Consider the following 21,486-nt stretch of genomic DNA (forward strand, 5'->3'; position numbering starts at 1 on the left):
GTGGATCAGCATCGTGTCGCGCACCCTGCGGCTCGTCGTGTGCGCCTCCGCGCGGTCGGTCAGCGGCAGAAGTCTGCGATTGTGCCCTCGAGTATGTCGGCGAGGTCGACAACGGATGCCGCATCCACCCATTCCGTGTCGGCATGCAGTCCGTCACCGGTCGCGCCGAAGACCACACAGGGAATGCCGGCCTCGAGCACGAGGCCCGCGTCGGTCCAGAACGGTTCGCCGCGGGTGGCGGGCTCCCGCCCGAGCGTTCGAGTCGCGTTCTGGGTCAGCGCCCGCAGAATCGGACATTCCACCTCCGCCTCGAAGGCACCGCGCGCCACGAGGCGGGTGAGGTCGAAGCGAAACCCACTCACCCGGCCGGCGAGGTCGGTGAAGAGCTCACGCAGCTCGGCCTCCACGTCATTCGGGGACTCGCCGGGCAGCATCCGTCGCTCGAGGGTGAGCACACAGCTCGCCGCCACCGTTGCGGCGTCATCGCCGCCGCTGATCATCGACACGCGCACGGCGCCATAGCCGAGCGTGGGGTGGGCCGGGCCGGATTCCAGCCGCTCGCGCAGCGCATCCAGCGCCTGCAGCGCGAGACCGGCGTGCGCAATCGCGTCCACCCCGAGACCGGGCTGTGAGCCGTGCGCGGCGAGGCCGGTGAGCGTCAGTTCGAACCAGGCGAACCCGCGGTGAGCCGTCGTGAGCTCGAGGCCGCTCGGTTCCACGATGATGGCGGCATCCGCTCGATAGGTGCGCAGCACCTCCTCGGTGCCGAGACTGCCGAACTCCTCGTCGGCCACGAGCGTCACCACGATGTCGCCCGCGAGCGGCAGCACGGACGCCCGTGCCGCCGCCACGAGAATCCCCGCCAGCCCGCTCTTCGTATCGATGGCGCCGCGGCCGAACACCCGGCCGTCAACGAGTTCCCCGCCGAACGGGTCGCCGTCGTAGGTGGCCACACCGACCGTGTCGAGGTGCGCGTTGAGCATGATCGAGCGCCCGCCGCCGGTTCCGCGCTTCACACCCACCACGGAGGGCCTCCCGAGAGTGTGCTCGAGCACGCTCACCGCGAAGCCACGGCTCAGCAGCCAGTCGGCGCACCACAGCGCGAGCTCGCCCTCACCGGCCGCGCCCGGCACGAGATCGGGATTAACCGAATCGATTCGTACGAGCTGCTGCAGAAGAGCGATGGGGTCGAGGTCACTCGGTGAAGTGGGCACGCTCCAACCTATCGCCCGCGACGCCCGCGAAACACGACATTTGTTCCGCGGGCGCCAGACGCTGGATAGGCTGAGGCATGGGTAGAGCGAGGACCGACTCCAGCACCACGACGGGTGAACGAACGCGGCCTCGCGCGGCCTGGGGGCTGATTCCGGCGACCCTGGTGAGCGCATCGGCTGCCCTGCTCTTTGGCCTGCGGATGCCCGTTCCCGGCTACCTCGTTCTGGCGGCGGCCCTCACGCTCGCCTTCGTGCTCAACCGGGCGCTGTTTCGCGACCTGCTGCTGATCGCGGTGGGCCTCGTCATCATCAGCACGATCTCCGTCGAGGCGAACATCGACTACCCGAACATTGCCCTGATGGGTACGGTTCTTTCCCTCTCCGTGCTCGTGCCGTACCTGCTCTCACGCTACGCCTACCGCGACCATGCCATTCGTTTTCCCATTCGCACCGGTCAACGCTGGACCGCGCTGGAACGCGCCTACCTGCCGCTCGTGCTGCTGCTCGGCTACCTGGTTCTGCCGCGGTACTTCATCAGCTCCGGCGCCTACCTCAATTGGCCGGCGGTGAGCGTTCCCGACGAGATCGCCCGGCTGTTCGTGGGCGTGGGATTCGTGGGAATCTGGGACGAGCTCTTCTTCATCTGCACGGTCTTTGCCCTGTTGCGGCGCCATTTTCCCGACTGGCAGGCGAACCTGCTGCAGGCCGTGATCTTCAGCTCCTTTCTCTGGGAGCTCGGCTACCAGAGCTGGGGACCACTGCTCACCTTCCCTTTCGCGCTGCTGCAGGGGTACACCTTCGCCCGCACCCGGTCGCTCACCTATGTGGTGTGCGTACACCTGCTCTTCGATGCCGTGGTGTTCCTGGTGCTCGTGCACGCGCATCATCCGCAGTGGCTCGCCATCTTCTGGTACTGACGCTCTTCGGTCGGGGCTCGGCCCGGTGCCGCAACGCTCAACTGGGCGTTTCCCGGGACCGAGCGTATTCTCTTGCGCGCTCTCAAGACGCGATATATCGTGTTCTTCACCCAGACGCGATATAACGCGATGTGCCGATAGAAAGGACCCTCCGGTGTCTCTGGAAAAATGGCTGGTCTTCCCCGGACAGACCAAGATCATCGACATAGATTTGGTACGCAGACTCAAACTGGGCATGATCGGCGGCACGGTCGACGTGATCGGCCATGACGAGCCCGGCGCGCGCATCGAAGTGCACAGCGTGAGCGGCAAGGGCCTCAAGATCTCCATGAACGGCGACGCTCTGGAGATCGACCATGTGCAGCTGCGCTGGGACAACTTCATCGACGTCTTTGGGTCGTTCCGAGGCACGTCCCGGGCCGAAGCCAGCATTCTCGTGCCCCGCGATGTGGCGATGACCTTCGGCGTGGTCTCCGCCGAAGCCCTCGTCTCCGGGCTGCACAACGATGCCAGGCTCAGTACGGTCTCCGGCAGCCTCGTCGTGGACGCCGGCCAGGGCCACCTCGAGATCAATGCGGTCAGCGCCGAGGTCTCCGTGCGCAATCACGAGGGCACGGTCAACGCGCACACCGTGACGGGCGAGTTCACGGCCAGCGGACGCATCCGTCGCTTCGGCCTCGACGGGGTCACGAGCAACGTGTTCCTCGACCTCGAGGGCACCCCCGACGAGATCACCACCAACACGGTGAGCGGCAACCTCACCGTACGCCTGGCCGCCGACGTCGCCGCCCGGTATCGGCTCAACACCATCTCCGGCACCCTCCAGCTCGACGACCAGACCGTTCGCGGAACGTTTGGCAAGCCCTACGAATCCTCAAACGGCGCGCTCAACGGCGCGTGGGTCGAGCTGCGCGCGAACTCGGTCTCCGGCGACATCTCCGTCGTGCGGCGGGACACCACGGCCGACCCGGATGCCGACCGACCGACCGCACGGACCGCGCAGACCGCCCCACCGACAGCTACGTCCCCGACGGATTCCGGCGAGGCCGCATCATGACCCCCGTGTTCGCCCATGGCAGCCTGCGGTTGTACCTGCTGAGCCTGCTGGACGAGCGACCGCGCCATGGCTACGAGCTGATCCAGGCGCTCAGGGAGCGCTTCGGGGGCACGTACAGCCCGAGCGCCGGCACGATCTACCCGCGCCTGGCCAAGCTCGAGGAGGAGGGACTCGTGACCAAGGCGGCCGATGGCCGCAAGACGGTATACGAAATCACCCCGGCCGGCCGCGCCGAGCTCGCCGCCCGGGAAGGCGAACTCGGCGCAATCGAAGACGAGGTCACCGATTCGGTGCGCCGCCTCGCCACCGAGGTGCGCTCCGGCGTGAACGCGGCCATGCGGTCGCTGCGCGCCGACCTGGCCTCGGCCGCCCGCCAGGCCCGCACGGAGTTCACCGGAAACGGTGCCGCGAGAGCCGAGTCGGAAACCACCGAAGCGCACACCGAACCGTCGGAAGCCAGGCCGCACTCCGACGCGGCCTCACCCGACAACGCTGGCAGCAGCACGACCGCTCGCGCGGACTCGAACCGAGCCCTGCACGAGGCCGAAATGGTGCTCAACGAGTTTCGACAGCAGCTGCGTGCCGATCTGCGCACACAGGCCTACCGCTCCCGCGTGCCCGCCGACACCGTTTCCGACCTGCGCCGGCAACTCGCCGATGTGCGCGCGAGCATCCTGGCGTCCCTGGACAAATCGCTCTGAACCCGCATACGTTTGCCGCTGGCCACACGGGAACACCGCCACGCGTCGCGGATGCAGGCACGCGGGGACGCCCACCCCGGGCACGGCACTCGTCGGAGCCCGTGGCCCTTGTTCAATCGAGTGCCGGTGACCCTACTGCGTGCCAGGCGCGGCATCCGCTCGTTCAGGACTCAGGCGGCGCGCTGCGCTCGCGGATCTCTTCGGGTGTGGGATGGAAGATCTGGGTGCGTGTTCCGGAACGGTCGACCTCGTGCAAGGACATCAGCGCTCCGCAGATGGGGCAGAGGGAGCGGGCTTTGCGGGCCGCGACCTCTGCCTCGACGATGACCGGGTAGGGACCCAGGGGTGGCGGGCCGATCAGGGGCAGCAGTTTGCGGTTGACCCAGGAGGCCCAGCCGCCGCGCCCCGAAGCCGTTCGTCCCATACTGGTTAGGATACTCACCAAATAGGCAGCTCGCACCGGCCCGCGCAACCGACGATGAATGACCCGGACCTGCTCAAACGCCTCGAACCCGCCGGCGTCGTGGCCAGGCAGCGCAGCGCCGTGGCAGGAACGCAAACCCGCGCTATTTGACACGGCCCCGCTTAGGAGTAATGTCATCCATCGTGACACCCGAGGCGAACGCCGCCGTACCAGAGAACCGATCGCCCAAGCGGTGGATCATCGGTGATCCGCTTCCCACCGAGCATTTGGAAGGGCAGCTCCTTCCCAAGCATCTGGCCCTGCCCATCTTCGCGAGCGACCCGCTCTCGAGCGTGGCCTACGCGCCGCAAGAACTGCTCATGATCCTCACCCTCGGCGGGCTCGCCTTTTTGGGCTTCGCCCCCTGGGTTGCCGCGGTCGTTGCCATCCTGCTCGTGGTTGTCGTCGCCTCGTACCGCCAACTGATCAAGGCCTACCCCTCCGGCGGCGGGGACTACGAAGTGGCCCATCGAAACCTGGGCGAAAAAGCGGGCCTGATCGTGGCATCCGCCCTGCTCGTGGACTACGTGATGACCGTGGTCGTGTCAGTTGCCAGCGGCGTGGACAACATCATCTCCGCCCTACCAGCGCTCAACCCGTTCCGCGTCGAGATGGCTGTCTTTTTCATCATTCTGCTCGCCGCGGTGAACCTGCGCGGCGTGCGCGAGTCCAGCAAGACCTTCGCGATCCCGACCTACCTCTTCGTGGCCAGCGTGCTCTTCATGATCATCGTGGGCCTCGTGCGCATGGTGCTCGGCGACGCTCCGGTGGCCGAGTCCGCCGGCTTCGATGTGCAGGGTGAGAACCTGGCTCAGGCCGCCTTCATCCTCCTGCTGCTTCGATCCTTTGCCAGCGGATGCAGCGCCCTCACCGGCGTGGAAGCCATCGCCAACGGCGTGCCCGCGTTCAAACGACCCAAGGTGAAGAACGCGCAGACCACGCTGACCCTCATGGGCGGCATAGCTATCGTGCTCTTCATCGGCCTCACCACCCTCGCCCTCGTGTCGAAGGTGCACTATTCCGAGAACCCGTGCGATCTGATCGGCTGGGCCGAGTGCGCGACCGCGCCGCAGCGCAGCCTGATCGCCCAGGTTGCCGCGGCGACGTTCGGCAACTACTCGATCATGTTCTTCGTGCTGCAGGCCGCCACGGCAGCCGTTTTGCTCCTCGCGGCCAACACGGCGTTCAATGGATTCCCGCTACTCGGCTCCGTGCTCGCCCGCGACTCGTATGCGCCGAAGTCACTGAGCACCCGCGGCGACCGCCTGATCTACTCGAACGGCGTGGTGCTGCTGGCACTGGCCGCGTGCGTGATCATGGTCGTCTACCGGGCCAACCTGACCCTGCTCATTCAGCTGTACATTATCGGCGTCTTCGTCTCGTTCACCCTCGGACAAACGGGCATGGTGAAGCATTGGCTGAACCTGCTCAAAACCAATCCGCCTCACCGGGCCTCCATCATCTGGAGCCTCTCAATCAACGGCTTCGGCGCAGCGCTCACCGGCGTTGTGCTCGTCGTGGTAACCATCACCAAGTTCACCCACGGCGCCTGGCTGGTCTTCGTACTCATGCCGGTGCTGTTTGCCCTCATGATCGGCGTCAACCGCTACTACCGTGACGTGGCCAAGGAGATCGAGGTTGACCCGATCACGACCTTCGGGTCGAGCGGCGACCACGCCATTGTGCTCGTGGGCAAGATGCAGAAGCCCGTGCTCAAGGCGCTCGACTACGCCATCGCGGCCCGTCACGAATCCCTCGAGGCCGTGCACGTGTCCATCGACGACGCCGAAACCAAGATCCTCAAGCGAGCGTGGGTCACCCAGAACATTCAGGTTCCGCTGCGCATTGTGGCCTCGCCGTATCGGGACATCAGCTGGCCGCTCATCACCTACATTCGCGGCCGTCGCGAGGACCACGGCTCCGAGGTCATCACCGTGTACACCCCCATCTACATCGTGGGCCACTGGTGGGAGAGCCTGCTGCACAACCACAAGGCCCGCCGCCTGCGTCAGAAGCTCATGATGGTGCACGGGGTGACGATCGCGCTTGTGCCGTGGCTGCTCGACTCTTCCGAGCTCATCTATGGGCGCCGTTCCCGGCCCATCCCCGGCCAGGAGCGCCGCGGAGAGCCCGTTCGTTCCACGCCGGTGCCCCGCAAACCGCTCAGCCCGGCCGCCGGCGACTCCGGCACGCGGTCGACTCCGGTCGTCCCTGGAGTGTCCACGGTATCGCGCCCGTCGGACTCCCGCCGGCGCAAGCGCAAGTAGCAATGCGGGTCGGCAAGGGATGCCCCGGCAGCGCTTGCCCCGCCGCGGCCGCTTCGTCCTGCAGGGCGAAGCGGCGTGGGCGCCCTGCAGATCGAAATGTTCCGAGTCCACCCAGCCGATCGGTCGCCGTGCGGCCCCGATGAGTTCGCTCGTGACCGTGACCAGGCTCACGACGGAGAGACCGACGCGTTCCTCGTAGCCTCGCTGGTACTCCGAAACGATCTCCCGCGCCGGCCGGGACCGGTCCACGGTATCGAAACTGAGACCGACATCACGAAGTCCGGGAAGATCATTCACCCGATGCGCGTCGCCGAGCCGCGGCGATGCGGCCAGGCGCCGCCGACATCCGGTTCGCGGTCGAAGAAGATAAAATCCCGGCCAGCGCACAAATTCATGATTCGCAAGCAGTAGGTCACCGGGAGGCTGGCCTGTCCGGCGCCGATTATGACGTCAGACGCGTTTGAGCCACGTGCCGTCACACTTTAGCGTTGCGTGTACGCGTTCACTGCGCGGCCGCAGCCGATACCAGCGGTCATGCTAAACTGGCATTTAGTTTTCACACATTTTGTTCGGCAACTCCCGAGTGACTCCGGCTCACTCGGCCTGGCATCGTAAGGGGGTCACGCATGGGGCGCGGCCGTCAAAAAGCAAAGCACACCAAGGTCGCTCGGGAGCTGAAGTATTTCAGCCCCGACACGAACTACAACGCGCTCGAACGCGAGCTAACCGGGCATCCGGATGACCCGCGTCTCGATGAGGACCTGGCCAAGTGGCCGGAGTACGACCGGGACAAGGCCGATAGGGCCGCGGCCGGAGCATCAGGCGTTGATGACGACGATCAGTACGTCGATCACTACGCGACCGAAGACGAGCAGCGACGCGCGTAGTCTTCCGCCTCAAAAACTCTCGGCAAGCTCGCTTGCCGAGAGTTTTCGTTAACCCCCGTGCTGAAACCAGCTGGGCTGACCGGCCCCCTGACGTGGTGCTGCTTCAGGAGATCCGGCCGACAACTAGCTCGCGAATGACCCGACGAGGCGCACGGCGCCGCCGTTGACGCCCTTGGCGCCCTGCTCGAAACCGGTGATGTCGTGCGGCGCCGTCGAGACGCGCCCGGTCACCCAGGCGGGAATGCCGCTGGCCGCCAGACGAGCGATAACGGAGGATGCGGAGCCGGCGTCGACAACGGCGAACATACCGACGCCGAGGTTCCAGGTGCCCTCCGAGCTTTCCAGGGACGACCCGGCCATGTCACTCAACACCCGGAACACCGGGGCGGGCGACCAGGTGGCGCGATCGACTTCGACCCAGGAACCGACGGGGAGCACGCGCGCGAGGTTGGCCGCGATCCCGCCACCGGTGACGTGGCTCAGCGAGTGCACGACGCCGGCGAGGGCGGGGTCGCCCAGAACATCGAGCAGCGGACCGGTGTAGAGGCGGGTCGGCTCGAGCAGCACTTCACCGACGACGCCGCCGAGTTCGGCGGATGTGTCGGTGTAGCCGATGCCACGTTCGGCCAGGATGTGACGCACGAGCGAGTAGCCGTTGGAGTGCAGGCCGGAGGAGGCCATGGCGATGACGATGTCACCGGACACCACCTTGGCGGCGCCGAGCACCTGGTCGGCCTCGACCACCCCGGTGGCCGCGCCGGCCACGTCGTAGTCGTCAACGCCGAGCAGCCCGGGGTGCTCGGCAGTCTCGCCGCCGACGAGGGCGGTACCGGTCTCGGCGCAGGCCCGGGCGATGCCGGCCACGATCGAGGCGATACGCTCGGGAACGACCTTGCCGCAGGCGATGTAGTCGGTCATGAAGAGTGGACGCGCGCCGACGACGACGATGTCGTCAACGACCATGCCCACGAGGTCCTGACCGATGGTGTCGTGCTTGTCGATGGCCTGGGCGATGGCGACCTTCGTGCCAACACCGTCCGTCGACGTGGCCAGAAGCGGCTGGCGAAACGTGGTCAGGAACGACACGTCGTAAAGTCCGGCGAATCCGCCGACTCCGCCCCAGACCTCCGGACCGTGCGTCTTGGACACGGCGGATTTCATCAGCTCAACGGCGAGGTCACCCGCCGCGGTGTCGACTCCGGCTGCTGCATAGGACGCATTTGTCATTCTTGTCTTCCTGGATCGCCGAACGGAACCTGTCCGAGGGCCGCGAGGGCATCCTCACGCTGAATGGTCGGTGCAAGCACGGCCTCCAGCTCGGAGTCGGGGCCCGGATCGCATCCGTTGCTCGCCGGCTGTCGCTCGAGCAAGTTCTTGCCGAGGTGCTCTGAATCGGGTAGGGCAATGGGGTAAATTCCGGTGAAGCACGCCGTGCAGAGGCGCTCGCGCGGCTGCTCGGTGGACTCGATCATGCCGTCTTCCGACAGGTAGCCGAGAGAGTCGGCGCCGATCGACTGGCGCACCTCGTCAATCTCAAGGCCGGTCGCCACGAGTTCGGCGCGGGAGGCGAAATCGATGCCGTAGAAGCACGGCCAGGTGATGGGCGGGCTCGAGATGCGCACGTGCACCTCTGCCGCGCCGGCTTCCCGCAGCATGCTCACGAGGGCGCGCTGGGTGTTGCCGCGCACGATCGAGTCATCAACGACGATCAGGCGTTGGCCCTTGATGACGTTCTTGAGTGGGTTGAGCTTCAGCCGGATGCCCCGCTGCCGGATGGTCTGCGACGGCGCGATGAAGGTGCGCCCCACGTACGAGTTCTTGACGAGACCCTGCCCGAACGGGATGCCAGACGCCTGCGCGTACCCGATCGCGGCGGGCGTGCCCGACTCGGGTGTCGGGATGACGAGGTCAGCCTCAACGGGATGCTCGGCGGCGAGCTTGCGGCCCATCTCCACCCGGGCCTCATGCACGCCGCGGCCGGCGATGGTGGTGTCGGGACGCGCGAGATACACGTACTCAAAGACGCACCCCTTGGGGTCTGCCGTCGCGAAACGCTGCGTGCGCAATCCGTTCTCATCGATCGTGATGAGCTCACCCGGCTCGACCTCGCGCACGAAGCTTGCACCAACAATATCGAGGGCGGCCGTTTCGGAGGCGACAACCCAGCCACGCTCAAGGCGGCCGAGCACGAGCGGACGCACACCCTGCGGGTCGCGGGCGGCGTACAGCGTGGTTTCGTCCATGAACACGAGGCAATACGCGCCGCGCAGTCGCGGCAGCACCTCGAGGGCCGTGGACTCGAGCGTGTGGTCGAGGTCGCCGGTGAGCAGTGCGGTGATCACGGCCGTGTCGGTCGTGTTGCCGCGGGCCAGTTCGCCGTTAACCTTCGGGTAGCGCTCGCGTACGAGCTCAAGCAGCTCAGCGGTGTTGGTGAGGTTTCCGTTGTGGCCGAGCGCCACCGTTCCGGTCGCGGTTCGACCGAGGGTGGGCTGGGCGTTCTGCCAGCTGCTCGACCCCGTCGTGGAGTACCGGGTGTGCCCGACCGCAATGTGTCCGAGCAGCGTGCCGAGCGAGGCCTCGTTGAAGACCTGCGAGACGAGACCCATGTCTTTGTAGATGAGGATCTTGCTGCCGTCGCTCGTGGCAATTCCAGCGGATTCCTGACCGCGGTGCTGGAGCGCGTACAGCCCGAAGTAGCTGAGCTTGGCCACCTCTTCGCCGGGTGCCCACACGCCGAAGACGCCACAGGCATCCTGCGGCCCCTTCTCATTGGGAAGAAGATCGTGATTTAGCAGTCCATCGCCACCGGCCAAGGTGCAGCCCCTTTACTCTGATTTCTCATTGAATTGTTGGGTGTCGGTTGACTCAACTGGCGCAGGAAACGCGCGTGAATCATCTGCGCCCAGTCTATCCGCGACCACCGTGTGGGCGCGGCGACCGATTGTGCGGTCAAGGATGAGGGCCACGATGCTACCGAGGAGAACGCCCCCCGCGAGGCAGGCGAGCAGCAGAAAACCGAAGACCTGAGTCTTGTTGAAGTCCGCGTTGTCGGGAAAGGCGGTGGTGAGCACGAGCGCCAGCACAATTCCGACGCCCGCGCCAAGAACCATGAAGTTCTTGTAGCGCGGCGAGCGACGCACCACCAGGGTGTCCTCACCGTTGACGGACTCGGCCAGTGCGGCGGTGTCATCGTCGTGGGTCGAGCGTGTGGGCTGCTGTTCGGGCTGTTCGGGCTGTTCGGAAGAACTCACCCAATCATTCTGCCATGCGAGACTGAGGCAGTGAACAGAATTGCGGTACTCGGCAGCGCCAACATGGACCTCGTCGTGCGGCAGAGCCGACTCCCCCGACCCGGCGAGACCATCTTCGGCTCCGGTTTCGACACCGTGCCGGGCGGAAAGGGCCTCAACCAGGCCGTCGCCGCGGCCCGTTTGGGCGGTGCCGTCGATTTTCTCGGGGCGCTGGGAGCGGATGCCTATGGCACGCAACTGCGCGCACTTCTCGCGACCGAAGGCATCCGATCCACCGGGGTGCGCGAGTCGAGCGAGTCCACCGGAACCGCACACATTTCGGTCGTGGACTCGGGTGAGAACTCGATCGTCGTCGTGTCGGGCGCCAATGCGACCGTGACCGACCTCGACGATACCCAGCGCACGACGATTGCCGACGCGGCCTTTCTCGTGATGCAGTGCGAACTACCGGTTGCCGTGCTCGTGCAGGCGATTGCGGTGGCCAGGGAGGCGGGCGTCTTCACCGTGCTGACCCCGGCACCCGTGATGCCATTGCCGGACGGTTTTCTCTCCTCGGTGGACCTCGTGGTGCCCAACCAGATCGAGGCCGAGGAACTCACGGGCGAATCGGACCCGGTGCGCGCGGCCGAAAGCCTCAGCGCGAACAAGACCTGGGCGATCGTGACGCTCGGCGCGGAGGGTTCGGTGATCGCCTACAACGGGGAGGTGCTCGGCCTCGCGCCTGCCCGTCCGGTGCAGGCCGTCGACACGACAGCCGCGGGCGACACCTTCGTGGGCGCGCTCGTGGCTCGGCTGGCCCTGAAGGTCGGCGGCTCCGTTCCGGTGAGCGAAGACGACATGGTCGAGGCGCTGCGCTGGGCCACGGTCGCCTCCTCGGTGGCGGTCACCCGTGTGGGCGCCACCACCTCCATGCCGAGTCTCGCCGAGGTCGCCGCGATCCTGGCCTGAACGGTGCGCCCGGGCCGCGTCTGAGTCACGGCACTTGTTCGTGCCGTCGGCACTCGTTGGAACACGTGCCACCGGCTCCAACGAGTGCCAGGCCCGCGGGCGGCACGGGGAGCGCCACGACCTGTGACCCGGCGACGTTCTCAGAGCGGAAGAACGGGAACGTGGCCGGTGAGGTCGGCGCGCGCACCGGAGGCGTGGATGCGGCCGGTGGCGATGCCGTCGGTCCACGTGAGGCCGCCGGTGGCGAGGTCGAGCCAGGTGGCGACATCCGTTTCAATCACGTTGGGCGGCGTGCCACGGGTGTGGCGCGGCCCGGCCACGCACTGCACGGCGCCGAAGGGCGGCACGCGCACCTCGAGGGTGTTGCCCTCTGCCTGCTCGGCGAGCAGCTGCAGGGTGTACCGCACGGCCTGGGCGCGGATGTCCCGGCTCGCGTCGGCCCCCGCGGCGAGCGCCGCGCGCACGGCCACCCGGCCGGCGCCGTCGTCTATTCGTGCTCGTGCCATACGTCTAGTCTGCGGGATCAGCTCGCGGGCGTGTATTCGACCACGGTCGACGGCGGGCGGGAAACGTTGGCCGGCCGGAGGGATCGCGGCCGTGCAGTCACCTTCGGCCCGAGCCACATCTATATCGGCGCGACCGGGGATGGTGCACCGCCGGGGGCGGAATCAGCCGCGCAGGGTCCGAAGCAGCTTGGCGCTGGAGGTCATTGCCCCGCCGAGCACCGCCGGAATTCCGCCACCGGGGTGCACCGATGCCCCGACGCGCCAGAGCCACCGGCGTCGAGGGTCCCGGTAGGCGGGCACGTGGAACGGGCCGCTCTGCCAGAGCGGGCGGGTCGCGCCGTAGAGCGCCCCACCCGTCGCCCCCCAGCCCCCGAAGTACTCGGGATCGAGAATCTCGTAGTCGCCGAGCAGCTGGGTGATCGGCTGATCGAGTCCCATGACTTCGCTGATGCGCCCGACCTCCCGTCGCACGAAGGTGTCGTCGAGGCCGTACCGGCGGCCGTCGGCGGGCGCGGTCAGCAGCAACGCGACGGTGGCCTTCTCGTTGGGGTAGACCTCGCCCGGACGGTAATAGTTCACGAAGGCCATGGTCTGCTCGGGTGGGAGCCCCGCCGCGAGGCTGCGATGCAGGGCGGCCGGGTCGTCCGGCATCACCACGGAGTGCGTCGCCGTGGTTTTCGGCAGAAGCTGGTCGAGCACGCCGTAGATGGCCACGCCCGAGCAGGTGAGACCTCGCGCCCGCGACGACCCACCGCCCAGGAGCCCAGCGAGCACCCCCGGGTCGAGAGCGCTCACCACCACGTCGGCCCGGTACTCGGCCGCAACCGTGCGCACCCGCGACCGCTCCACCGACACGACGCTCTCGCCAGTGTGCACCCTCGCACCGGCTTGCAGGGCGAGCCGGTGGAGGGCGAGTGGCAGCTCATAGACCCCACCCTCGGGCACCCAGACGCCGTCCCTGGCCATCACCGCTGGCATGCTCGCGTAGAGCGAAAGGCTCCGGGTGGGCGGCACCCCCGCGTTCAGTGTGTGGATGGCGATCACCTCGCGCAATCCCTCGGGCATCCAGGTCAGGGCGTCGAGGAAGCGCTTGGTCGTCAGTCGGGTGCCGTACAGGCGTGCGAGGACGCCCGCTGCGGGAAACGCCGTCGGATCGAGCGGGTCGGCGGTCAGCAGCGAGGTGATCTCGGGTCCGAGGCCGCCGTGCTCACGATCGAAGCGCTCCCACGCCGCCCGCCAGGGGTGCCCCTCCTCCACCGGCAAGGTGACCGTCTGCCCGCCGTAGAAGTAGCGCCCCACCTCGGGCAGACGCCGCAGCTGCAGCCGGCCCACCGACGAGTCGCCCCCGGCATCGCCCGCACCGCTCGGCGCACCCCTTGCGCCAAGTGCGTCGTAGCGGCGCAGTAGTTCATCCCACACTGCCGGGAACGTGACGAGGGAGGGGCCGGTGTCGATTCGCTGGCCGCCGACCTCGAGCCGCCGGCTCTTGCCGCCGACCCAGTCGCTGCCTTCGAGTACCGTGACATCGTGCCCGGCCCTGGCCAGCAGCGCGGCAGCCGTGAGCCCGCCGATTCCGGCCCCGAGCACGACGATCCGCCGGGGTGTCATTGCGGTCATGAATAGACTCCCAGCAGTAACGCAGCCACGATCTGCACGCCGGCAACAGAACCGGCCGCATAGGGGAACGCAATCGAATACCGGTAGAGACGGCGGGCGCCGTTCGGGGTCGGATCCCGGCGCAGGCGCAGCAGCAGCCAGCCGGCGATCAGGGCGTTCACCACGGCGACCGGGATGTTGACGAACGCGAAGCAGACGGTTGACACCGACCACCAGACGGCGCTCCACAGCGCGGACCCGCGCGGCCCCAGGCGCACCGCCGTGGTGACGATGCCGGCCGCCCTGTCCTCGTCGATGTCCTGCACGGCATCGAAGGTGTGCTTGGCCACGCTCCAGGCCATCAGCCCGATCGCGGCACCCCAGACCGGGGACTCCCCGAAGGCGAGAGGAACGAACACGAGGGGGAACGCGTAGGCCGCGTTGCTCAGCGCGTCCAGGAACGACCTCGCCTTGAAGCGCAGCGGCGGCGCCGAGTACTGCACGAAGATGACGATGTAGGCGAGGATCCAGGCAAGTGCGTCCAGCGGCAGTGCGAAGAGGAAGTAGGCGACGAAGGGCACATTCGTCAGCACGACCGCGGCGAGGATGCGCCGGGACTCGGAGTCGGCGATCCGGGCGCCCTCGAGGCCGCCCTTCCGCGAATTCAACGCGTCGGTCTCCTGGTCGAAGATGTCATTGACGCCGTAGATCAGGAGATTGAACGGCAGCGTCGCCCACAGCAACAGGGGAACGACGTCCCACCGCCACAGATCGCCCGTGAGCCACATGGCGATCGCCGTCGTGCCGATCGTATTCACCCACAACACCGGTCGCGATATCAGAATCAGTCGAAGGAGCACCGTTCCAGAGTAGTGGTAGCGGGCAACCGGCCCCGCGTTGAATCATAAGAAACCTTCGCGTAGCCCTCTGTACGTTCCCGCAGTTGACAACCTCCGCTTCGGAGTGGGTTCTGACTTTTGAGACGGATCTGGCGTACGCCCGTTTCTATGGATCTGACGATGACGCAGCGGCAGGCTGCGACGTAGAAAAAGTACTCGCGTATCGCACGCGCTGACAGTTCGGGCACGTCCCGGATCCTGGATGAGCTGGTCGAGTTGACGCGGTGGAGAAGCTCACCGCGCTGCGCCAACGACGCCGTGATAGACGAAGTTCCAATCGTGTGTCAGCCCTTGACGATGAATTTCGGTGCACGCTCCGGGTGAGCAGAGGCATCCGGTAGCCTGAAATTGTGAAAATTCTTGTTCTCGGATCCGGTGCCCGCGAGCACGCCATCATTACCGCGCTGCGTCGCGAGGAGCCCGCGCACTTCATCGAGGCGGCGCCGGGCAATGCCGGTATCGCCGCGGACGTCGCCGTCGTGCCGCTCGACCCGAACGACCCGGTCGCTGTCGCCGACTATGCGACGCTCAATGACGTGCAACTCGTCGTGATCGGGCCGGAGGCACCGCTCGTGGCGGGCGTCGCCGACGCGCTGCGCACCCGCGGAATCGCCGTTTTCGGACCCGACAAGGCCGCCGCGGCCCTCGAAGGCAGCAAAACCTTCGCCAAGCGCATCATGGACGACGCCGGCGTGCCCACCGGGCGTGCTGTGCGCGCCGGAAACCTCGCGGAGGTCGAGTCCGCTCTCACGGAGTTCGGCGCCCCCTACGTGGTGAAGGCCGACGGCCTCGCCGCCGGCAAGGGCGTGCTCGTGACCGAGGACCTCGCCGCCGCCCTCGCCCACGCCACATTCTGGCTCGAGCACGGCAGCATCCTCATCGAGGAATTTCTCGACGGCCAGGAGATCTCCCTGTTCCTGCTGAGCGACGGCCACAACGTGCTGCCGCTCTCCCCCGCCCAGGACTACAAGCGCCTCGGCAACAACGATGCCGGCCCGAACACCGGCGGCATGGGTGCCTACTCGCCGCTGCCGTGGCTCGATGCCCAGTTCGGCAACGAGCGTCTCTTCGTGCAGGAGATCATCGACACCGTGGCCCTGCCCACCGTGCGGCAGCTCGCCCAGGAAGACACCCCATTCATCGGGCTGCTCTACTGCGGACTCATCCTCACCAAGCAGGGCATTCGCGTGATTGAATTCAACGCGCGCTTCGGCGACCCGGAGACCCAGGTGGTGCTGCCGCGCCTCATCACCCCGCTCTCCGAACTCTTGTTTGCCGCGTCCACAGGCGCGCTCGACGACCGCGCCTGGCCCGAATTCTCGACCGACGTTGCCGTAACCGTGGTGCTCGCGAGCGAGAACTACCCGGAGACCCCGCTCACGGGCCGCGAGATCACGGGCCTCGATGCGGCGCTCCAGGTACCCGACGTCACCATCGCGCACGCCGCGACCGCCAACCGGGATGACACGCTCGTCTCCACCGGCGGCCGTGTGCTGAGCGTGGTCGCCGTGGGAGCCTCGTTCGCCGAGGCCCGCGAACGCGCCTACGAAGCCCTCGGCCACGTGTCGCTTGAGGGCGCCCAGTTCCGCACGGACATCGCCGCGCGCGTCGCCTGACCCACGGCATCCGTTTGCCCGGCCTCGCAACGGCCGCCAGCGTCGCTACTTCAGGAGATTCACTGCCCGGCGCCCCACCCGCCCGCACAAACACGCGGCAGAGCGGATGCCCGCGGCCGAATCTCCTGAACTAGCAACCACACCCGAGCCATAACGGCTCCACCGAGTGTCAGGTGAGGCGACCCATACCCCGATACCTGGCCACGCGTTTCGGAAGCAGGGCGTCCACCGGGGTAGCCCGGAGCGTGGACAGCTCGTATTCGATGGCCGCCGCCATCCGCTGGCAGAATGCCTTGCCCTCGCTGGCGGCGTCTGGACGTTCATCGACGATGTGGTCGACGACTCCGTTGGCGTAGAGCGAGGACACGTTCACACCCTGCGCCTCTGACATTTGCGGCGCGAACTCGATGCTGCGATGCACGATGGCACTCGCCCCCTCGGGTGGCAGCGGCGACAGCCATGCGTGCTGCGCGGCAATGGTGCGGTCGGCCGGCAGCAGGGCGAGCGCCCCGCCGCCCGCGCCCTGCCCGAGCAGCACGGACACGGTGGGTGAGCGCACACCAATGAGCTCCAGCAACGACCGGGCGATCTCCCCGGCCATGCCGCCCTCCTCGGCCTCCTTCGACAGCGCGGCGCCCGCGGTGTCGATCACGGTCAGCAGCGGCAGGCCGAGTTCTTCGGCCAACCGCATGCCGCGACGGGCCTCCCGCAGCGATGCCGGGCCCATCTTGGTGTCCTGGGACGGTCGCGGGCGACTGTGGCCGAGCACGATGCAGCCCTGGTCCCCAAACCTGGCCATCGCGAGCATGAGCGCCGGGTCGTTTTCGCCCTGTCCGGTTCCGTTGAGCGGCAGCACGTCGTGGGCGCCCCACGCGAGCAGCTGCCGCAGGTCTGGTCTGCGCGGGTTACGCGAAATCTGAATGGATGCCCACGCCGCGTCCGACCCGGGCCGTACCTCGAGCGAGGCCGGCGCCACGACCGGGGCCACAGGCGACGACAGCAGCACCGTCAGCACCCGATCGAGAATCTCGGGCAGCTGCTCGGGCGGCACGACCGCGTCAATGATGCCCTTGTCAAAGAGGTTCTCGGCAACCTGCACGCCGGGCGGGAACGGCTTTCCGTAGAGCGCCTCGTAGACGCGCGGGCCGAGAAACCCGAGCAGCGCGCCCGGTTCGGCCACGGTGATGTGGCCGAGCGAACCCCACGACGCCATGACGCCGCCGGTCGTGGGATGCCGCAGGTACACCAGGTACGGCAGCCCGGCCTGGCGGTGGGCGAGCACCGCCGCGGTGATCTTCACCATGGAGAGGAACGCGAGCGTTCCCTCCTGCATGCGGGTGCCCCCGGAGGCCGGTCCCGCCAACAGCGGCAGCCCCGCGCGGGTGGCTCGTTCGATGGCGGCCACAATGCGATCAGCGGCGGACAGGCCGATGGAACCGGCCAGGAATGAGAACTCGCTCACGACAACGGCCACGCGGCGGCCGCGGATGAGGCCTTCCCCCGTGAGCACGGATTCGTCGACTCCGGTCTTCTCCCGCGCACGCTGCAGGTCGCTCGCGTACGCATCATTCGGGTCGGGGTCGATGACGGGCTGATCCCAGCTCGCGAACGTCCCCTCATCGAGTACGACCGCGATGAGTTCGGTCGCGGTCAGGTGGGGTTTCTTCGCTGAGGCGGTGTCGGTCACGTTAGATACCTTTCGGGGAATCACTGAGCGATCTCACCCTACAAGCCGGGGACGAAGAGCCCGCAGCTCTGGTGCGACTGCCCTATGGCCCGGGCGAGTAGGACAGAATATAGAGGTGACCGAATCCGACCAGCCCACAGCATCCGTCGCCCTCGACCTGCCAGGATGGCGACATGCCTACTCGGGCAAGGTGCGCGACCTCTACATTCCGCAGGCTTCGACAACGGATGCCGCAGCCGATCTCACGACCGCTTCCCGCGTGCTCGTGGTCGCGAGCGATCGGGTAAGTGCGTTCGACCACGTACTGGAGCCCGGCATCCCCGGCAAGGGCGAGCTGCTGACCACCCTGAGCCTGTGGTGGTTCGACCGGCTGAACCCGGTTCCCAATCACCTCGTGGCCGACCACGAACTCGTGGACGACACCGTGCGCGAGCTGACTCCGGCCGCCGTTGCCGGCCGCGCGATGCTCTGCACCACGCTCGACATGTTCCCGGTGGAGTGCGTCGTGCGCGGCTACCTCACCGGTTCGGGCTGGAAGGAATACCAGGCCAGCCAGTCGGTGTGCGGCATCGCCCTGCCGGCCGGGCTCACGAACGGCGACCGACTCCCGGAGCCCATTTACACTCCCGCCTGGAAAGCACCGATGGGCGAGCACGACGAGAACATCTCATTCGCGCGCACCGTCGAGCTCGTCGGCGAGGGCGTGGCTGCCGAGCTGCGCGACCTGTCGCTCGCCCTGTTCGCCACGGCGTCGACGATCGCCGAAACCGCCGGCGTTATTCTCGCTGACACCAAGTTCGAGTTCGGAGCGAACCGCGTGACGGGCGTCACGACCCTCGCCGACGAGGTGCTCACGAGTGATTCGAGCCGCTACTGGGACGAAGAGGCCTGGCGCACGGGCACCACCCCCGAGGCGCGCATGGCGAGCTTTGACAAGCAGATCGTTCGAGACTGGCTCGCCGCTCACTGGGACGGCGTGGGCACCCCACCCGTGCTCCCCGCCGAAATTGTGGAGCAGACCGCCGCCCGGTACCGCGAGCTGCTCGAGCGCCTCACCCGCGCCTGAGGCCAGCGCCGCGCCAGTTTTCGGTGGCCGCTACGCCGGATACGACAGCGCCCACCGATTTGTGTAGCGGTCGCGGCCAATTTCGGTAGCGGGGGCCAATTTCGGTAGCGGCGGTCATCGTGGTGCCTCTGGTGACATTTGGCGCAACGGAAACCACCGCGAAACACGGCTTGGGTAGTCTCTTCCCATGAGAATCAAAATGTGCAGCGTGCACGTCAAAGACCCTGCCGACGCGTTCGACTTTTACACGAAGATCCTCGGATTCGACGAACTCATGAAGGCGCCGGAGGCGGAGTTGTACATCGTGCGGTCGTCCGAAGAACCCGACGGTGTTGGCCTGATTCTCGAGCCCACCGACACCAGGGTGGCCAAGGCCTACCAGGAGGGCATCGCCCGCCTGGGCCTCCCCGCGATCGTCTTCGGCACCCCGGACGTGCAGGCGGAGCGCGATCGACTGGTGGCGCTCGGCGTGAACTTCGTGGTTGAACCCAGCACGGACGCCTACGGCACAACGGCCGATTTCGATGACACGTGCGGCAACCTCATTCGGCTGAGCCAGGACTAGGCGCCGCGCGCCGGACCAGGTGCTCCGGCGCGCGGCGAATAGGCGGCGGTTACGCGCCGGGGGCGGGGACGGTGCCGTTCACGAGGTCCACGATCTTCGAGCAGTCTTTGCCACCCTCACCGACGTCGATCAGGCGCTGGAAGAGCTGCTGCACGTGCTCGCCGATCTCGAGTGGTGTGTCGGTGGCCTTCGCAGCCGCGATTGCGAGCCCGACATCTTTGTTCGCGAGTTCCGCAGTGAACGTGGGCGCGAAGTCATTGTTGGCCGCCGAGGTGGGCACCGGACCCGCCACCGGATACCAGGTGCGCAGCGCCCAGCTGTCGCCGGAGGAGACGGAGGCAATGTCCCAGAACACCTGCTTGTCGAGGCCGAGCCGGTCGGCGAGGGTGGCGCCCTCGGCGACTCCCGCGAGGTTGATGAAAAGCATGAGATTGTTGCAGATCTTGGCGGCCTGACCGGTGGTGGCGCCTCCGGTGGGAATGATGTTGGCACTCATCGCCTCGATGAACACGCTGGCATCGGCGACAGCGCCGGATTCGCCGCCGATCATGAAAGTGAGGGTCGCGGCCTGCGCACCGGTCATACCGCCGGAGACCGGTGCGTCGACGAAACGGAATCCGGCCGCTGCGGCGGCGTCGTGCAGGGCCTGCGCCGATTCAATATCGATGGTGGAAGAGTCAACGAGCAGAGTGCCCGATGCAGCGGAGGCAAGAATCCCCTCGTCGCCGAGATAGACGGCCCGCGCGTGCTCGCCCTTGGGCAGCATCGTGAACACCACGTCGGCACCCGCCACAGCCTCCGCAATGCTCGCCGTGCTCGTGACACCCGCAGCCACAGCGGCGTCGAGGGCCGCGGAGCTCAGGTCGAATCCGCGCACGGTGTGCCCGGACTTCACGAGGTTTGCCGTCATCGGGCCGCCCATGTTGCCCAGACCGATCCATCCGATTACCGCCATGATTCAAGCTCCTTTGCTGAGTCGGACCGACCGGCCCTGTGCCAACAATCACACTCCCCGGCCAGGCAAACAAGTCACCCGCGCGACGGCCGCGAACCGATCCGGCGGTACGGCTCCTCAGGCTACGGGGCCGTGGCCGGCGCGGCCGGCGCGTTTCGCGCGACGCGTGAGGCCGTGCAGGGTCGCGCGGAACTGCTTGGCGTTGAGCGGACGGCCGGCGAGCTTGGGCCTGGCAGAACCCGCCACCCGCAGCCCGTCGAGCACGATCGACAGCTGCCGACGCCACTGGCCGGCATAGCCGTCGCCGAGGCTGCCGAGCGAGCCCACCATCGTCACGAGCACGGCAATGTCCACGGCATCGACGTCGGGACGCAGGTCGCCGTCTTTCTTGGCCTGGGCGACGCGGCCGGCGATGAAACTGTCGAACGGGGCCGCCGGCCGGTTCGCGGGATCGATGAGCGCCATCCGCTTCAGAATGGGCGGCAGGGCCGGGTCGGCCACGAGCCACTCGGCGACGCGTTCGGTGTAGACGACCACGCCGTCCCAGGCCGTCGGCGCCGCCTCGATCTCACCGCGCACGGAGGCGAGCTCGGCGAGTGCCAGCTCATACAGGGCCCGCACAAGGTCATCACGGGTGGGAAAATTTCGGTAGAGCGTTGCCACGCCCACGTCGGCGCGGCGGGCGATTTCTTCGAGGGAGGCATCGACGCCGTCGGTCGCGAACAGTGCCCGGGCCTCGGTGACCAGACGTTCCCGGTTCTGCCGCGCGTCGCGGCGCCGGGGTTGCGAACCCTCCTGCGGGGCTCGAGTCGACGATGTCATGAAGACGATTCTAAGTCCCTCTTCTCCGGATTCACGGAGGGAAACCTCCGTGCGCGCTGTGGAACGGTG

The 21,486-nt window shown here is 67.3% G+C and carries 20 protein-coding genes; 9 read left to right on the plus strand and 11 right to left on the minus strand.

The window, feature by feature from the left end; genetic code table 11:
* Positions 1-59 precede the first annotated feature (59 nt).
* Positions 60-1,214 carry a M20/M25/M40 family metallo-hydrolase gene (locus EDD25_RS08405; RefSeq protein WP_241986587.1) on the minus strand — a complete coding sequence of 385 codons (1,155 nt, stop codon included), beginning with the start codon at positions 1,212-1,214 and terminating at the stop codon, positions 60-62.
* A 77-nt stretch (positions 1,215-1,291) separates the two neighbouring features.
* Here EDD25_RS08405 and EDD25_RS08410 point away from each other — a divergent pair, with 77 nt between their 5' ends.
* The 3 genes from EDD25_RS08410 (at position 1,292) to EDD25_RS08420 (ending at position 3,889) form a co-directional block, all read left to right on the plus strand.
* The gene (locus EDD25_RS08410; RefSeq protein WP_134172871.1) at positions 1,292-2,131 is read left to right on the plus strand and encodes a CPBP family intramembrane glutamic endopeptidase; all 840 of its coding nucleotides are present in this window, start codon (positions 1,292-1,294) and stop codon (positions 2,129-2,131) included.
* Between the two features lie 154 nt (positions 2,132-2,285).
* Positions 2,286-3,188 carry a DUF4097 domain-containing protein gene (locus tag EDD25_RS08415; RefSeq protein WP_241986585.1) on the plus strand — a complete coding sequence of 301 codons (903 nt, stop codon included), beginning with the start codon at positions 2,286-2,288 and terminating at the stop codon, positions 3,186-3,188.
* Entirely contained in the window at positions 3,185-3,889 is a 705-nt protein-coding gene (locus tag EDD25_RS08420) for a PadR family transcriptional regulator (RefSeq protein ID WP_134172872.1), read from the plus strand. The genes EDD25_RS08415 and EDD25_RS08420 overlap by 4 nt, the downstream gene beginning before the upstream one ends.
* Positions 3,890-4,052: 163 nt before the next feature.
* Here EDD25_RS08420 and EDD25_RS08425 read toward each other — a convergent pair whose 3' ends face one another.
* The gene (locus EDD25_RS08425; RefSeq protein WP_134172873.1) at positions 4,053-4,313 is read right to left on the minus strand and encodes a hypothetical protein; all 261 of its coding nucleotides are present in this window, start codon (positions 4,311-4,313) and stop codon (positions 4,053-4,055) included.
* Positions 4,314-4,483: 170 nt separating this feature from the next.
* Here EDD25_RS08425 and EDD25_RS08430 point away from each other — a divergent pair, with 170 nt between their 5' ends.
* Both EDD25_RS08430 and EDD25_RS08435 read left to right on the plus strand, forming a co-directional pair.
* Positions 4,484-6,619, plus strand: a complete 2,136-nt coding sequence (locus tag EDD25_RS08430; protein WP_134172874.1) for an APC family permease — start codon at positions 4,484-4,486, stop codon at positions 6,617-6,619.
* A gap of 626 nt (positions 6,620-7,245) precedes the next feature.
* On the plus strand, positions 7,246-7,506 hold the full coding sequence (locus EDD25_RS08435) for a DUF3073 domain-containing protein (protein WP_134172875.1): 261 nt from the start codon (positions 7,246-7,248) through the stop codon (positions 7,504-7,506).
* Positions 7,507-7,629: 123 nt separating this feature from the next.
* Here the strand turns inward: EDD25_RS08435 and purM are convergent, their stop codons facing one another.
* The 3 genes from purM to EDD25_RS17760 are packed head-to-tail and all read right to left on the minus strand — an operon-like array spanning position 7,630 to position 10,757.
* Positions 7,630-8,733, minus strand: a complete 1,104-nt coding sequence (gene purM, locus EDD25_RS08440; RefSeq protein WP_134172876.1) for a phosphoribosylformylglycinamidine cyclo-ligase — start codon at positions 8,731-8,733, stop codon at positions 7,630-7,632.
* On the minus strand, positions 8,730-10,319 hold the full coding sequence (gene purF / locus EDD25_RS08445) for an amidophosphoribosyltransferase (RefSeq protein ID WP_134172877.1): 1,590 nt from the start codon (positions 10,317-10,319) through the stop codon (positions 8,730-8,732). The genes purM and purF overlap by 4 nt, the downstream gene beginning before the upstream one ends.
* Before the next feature lie 12 nt (positions 10,320-10,331).
* Positions 10,332-10,757, minus strand: coding sequence for a hypothetical protein (locus EDD25_RS17760; protein WP_175183025.1), 426 nt, complete (start codon positions 10,755-10,757; stop codon positions 10,332-10,334).
* Positions 10,758-10,787: 30 nt separating this feature from the next.
* On the opposite strand from EDD25_RS17760, the gene EDD25_RS08455 reads away from it, so the two are divergent.
* Complete coding sequence (locus EDD25_RS08455; protein ID WP_134172878.1) at positions 10,788-11,705, plus strand: ribokinase; 918 nt, start codon at positions 10,788-10,790, stop codon at positions 11,703-11,705.
* A gap of 140 nt (positions 11,706-11,845) precedes the next feature.
* Here EDD25_RS08455 and EDD25_RS08460 read toward each other — a convergent pair whose 3' ends face one another.
* From EDD25_RS08460 to EDD25_RS08470, 3 genes are all read right to left on the minus strand, one after another.
* A complete protein-coding gene (locus EDD25_RS08460) occupies positions 11,846-12,211 on the minus strand; it encodes a sterol carrier family protein (protein WP_134172879.1) in 366 nt (121 codons plus the stop codon).
* 162 nt (positions 12,212-12,373) lie between these two features.
* Positions 12,374-13,828 (minus strand): phytoene desaturase family protein, encoded by a 1,455-nt coding sequence (locus tag EDD25_RS08465; RefSeq protein WP_175183024.1) that lies wholly within the window; start codon positions 13,826-13,828, stop codon positions 12,374-12,376.
* Positions 13,825-14,667, minus strand: coding sequence for a UbiA family prenyltransferase (locus EDD25_RS08470; RefSeq protein WP_134172880.1), 843 nt, complete (start codon positions 14,665-14,667; stop codon positions 13,825-13,827). Before EDD25_RS08470 ends, EDD25_RS08465 begins: the two co-directional genes overlap by 4 nt.
* 389 nt (positions 14,668-15,056) lie before the next feature.
* On the opposite strand from EDD25_RS08470, the gene purD reads away from it, so the two are divergent.
* Positions 15,057-16,322, plus strand: coding sequence for a phosphoribosylamine--glycine ligase (gene purD / locus EDD25_RS08475; protein ID WP_134172881.1), 1,266 nt, complete (start codon positions 15,057-15,059; stop codon positions 16,320-16,322).
* A gap of 169 nt (positions 16,323-16,491) precedes the next feature.
* Here purD and EDD25_RS08480 read toward each other — a convergent pair whose 3' ends face one another.
* On the minus strand, positions 16,492-18,009 hold the full coding sequence (locus EDD25_RS08480) for a carboxyl transferase domain-containing protein (RefSeq protein ID WP_134172882.1): 1,518 nt from the start codon (positions 18,007-18,009) through the stop codon (positions 16,492-16,494).
* A gap of 115 nt (positions 18,010-18,124) precedes the next feature.
* On the opposite strand from EDD25_RS08480, the gene EDD25_RS08485 reads away from it, so the two are divergent.
* A complete protein-coding gene (locus tag EDD25_RS08485; protein WP_241986581.1) occupies positions 18,125-19,075 on the plus strand; it encodes a phosphoribosylaminoimidazolesuccinocarboxamide synthase in 951 nt (316 codons plus the stop codon).
* Positions 19,076-19,262: 187 nt separating this feature from the next.
* Complete coding sequence (locus EDD25_RS08490) at positions 19,263-19,640, plus strand: VOC family protein (protein WP_134172884.1); 378 nt, start codon at positions 19,263-19,265, stop codon at positions 19,638-19,640.
* Between the two features lie 49 nt (positions 19,641-19,689).
* Here the strand turns inward: EDD25_RS08490 and mmsB are convergent, their stop codons facing one another.
* Positions 19,690-20,595 carry a 3-hydroxyisobutyrate dehydrogenase gene (gene mmsB / locus EDD25_RS08495; protein ID WP_134172885.1) on the minus strand — a complete coding sequence of 302 codons (906 nt, stop codon included), beginning with the start codon at positions 20,593-20,595 and terminating at the stop codon, positions 19,690-19,692.
* Positions 20,596-20,712: 117 nt separating this feature from the next.
* On the minus strand, positions 20,713-21,417 hold the full coding sequence (locus tag EDD25_RS08500; protein ID WP_166671247.1) for a TetR/AcrR family transcriptional regulator: 705 nt from the start codon (positions 21,415-21,417) through the stop codon (positions 20,713-20,715).
* Positions 21,418-21,486 lie beyond the last annotated feature (69 nt).

This window comes from Cryobacterium psychrophilum, assembly GCF_004365915.1.
Classification (GTDB): Bacteria; Actinomycetota; Actinomycetes; order Actinomycetales; family Microbacteriaceae; genus Cryobacterium; species Cryobacterium psychrophilum.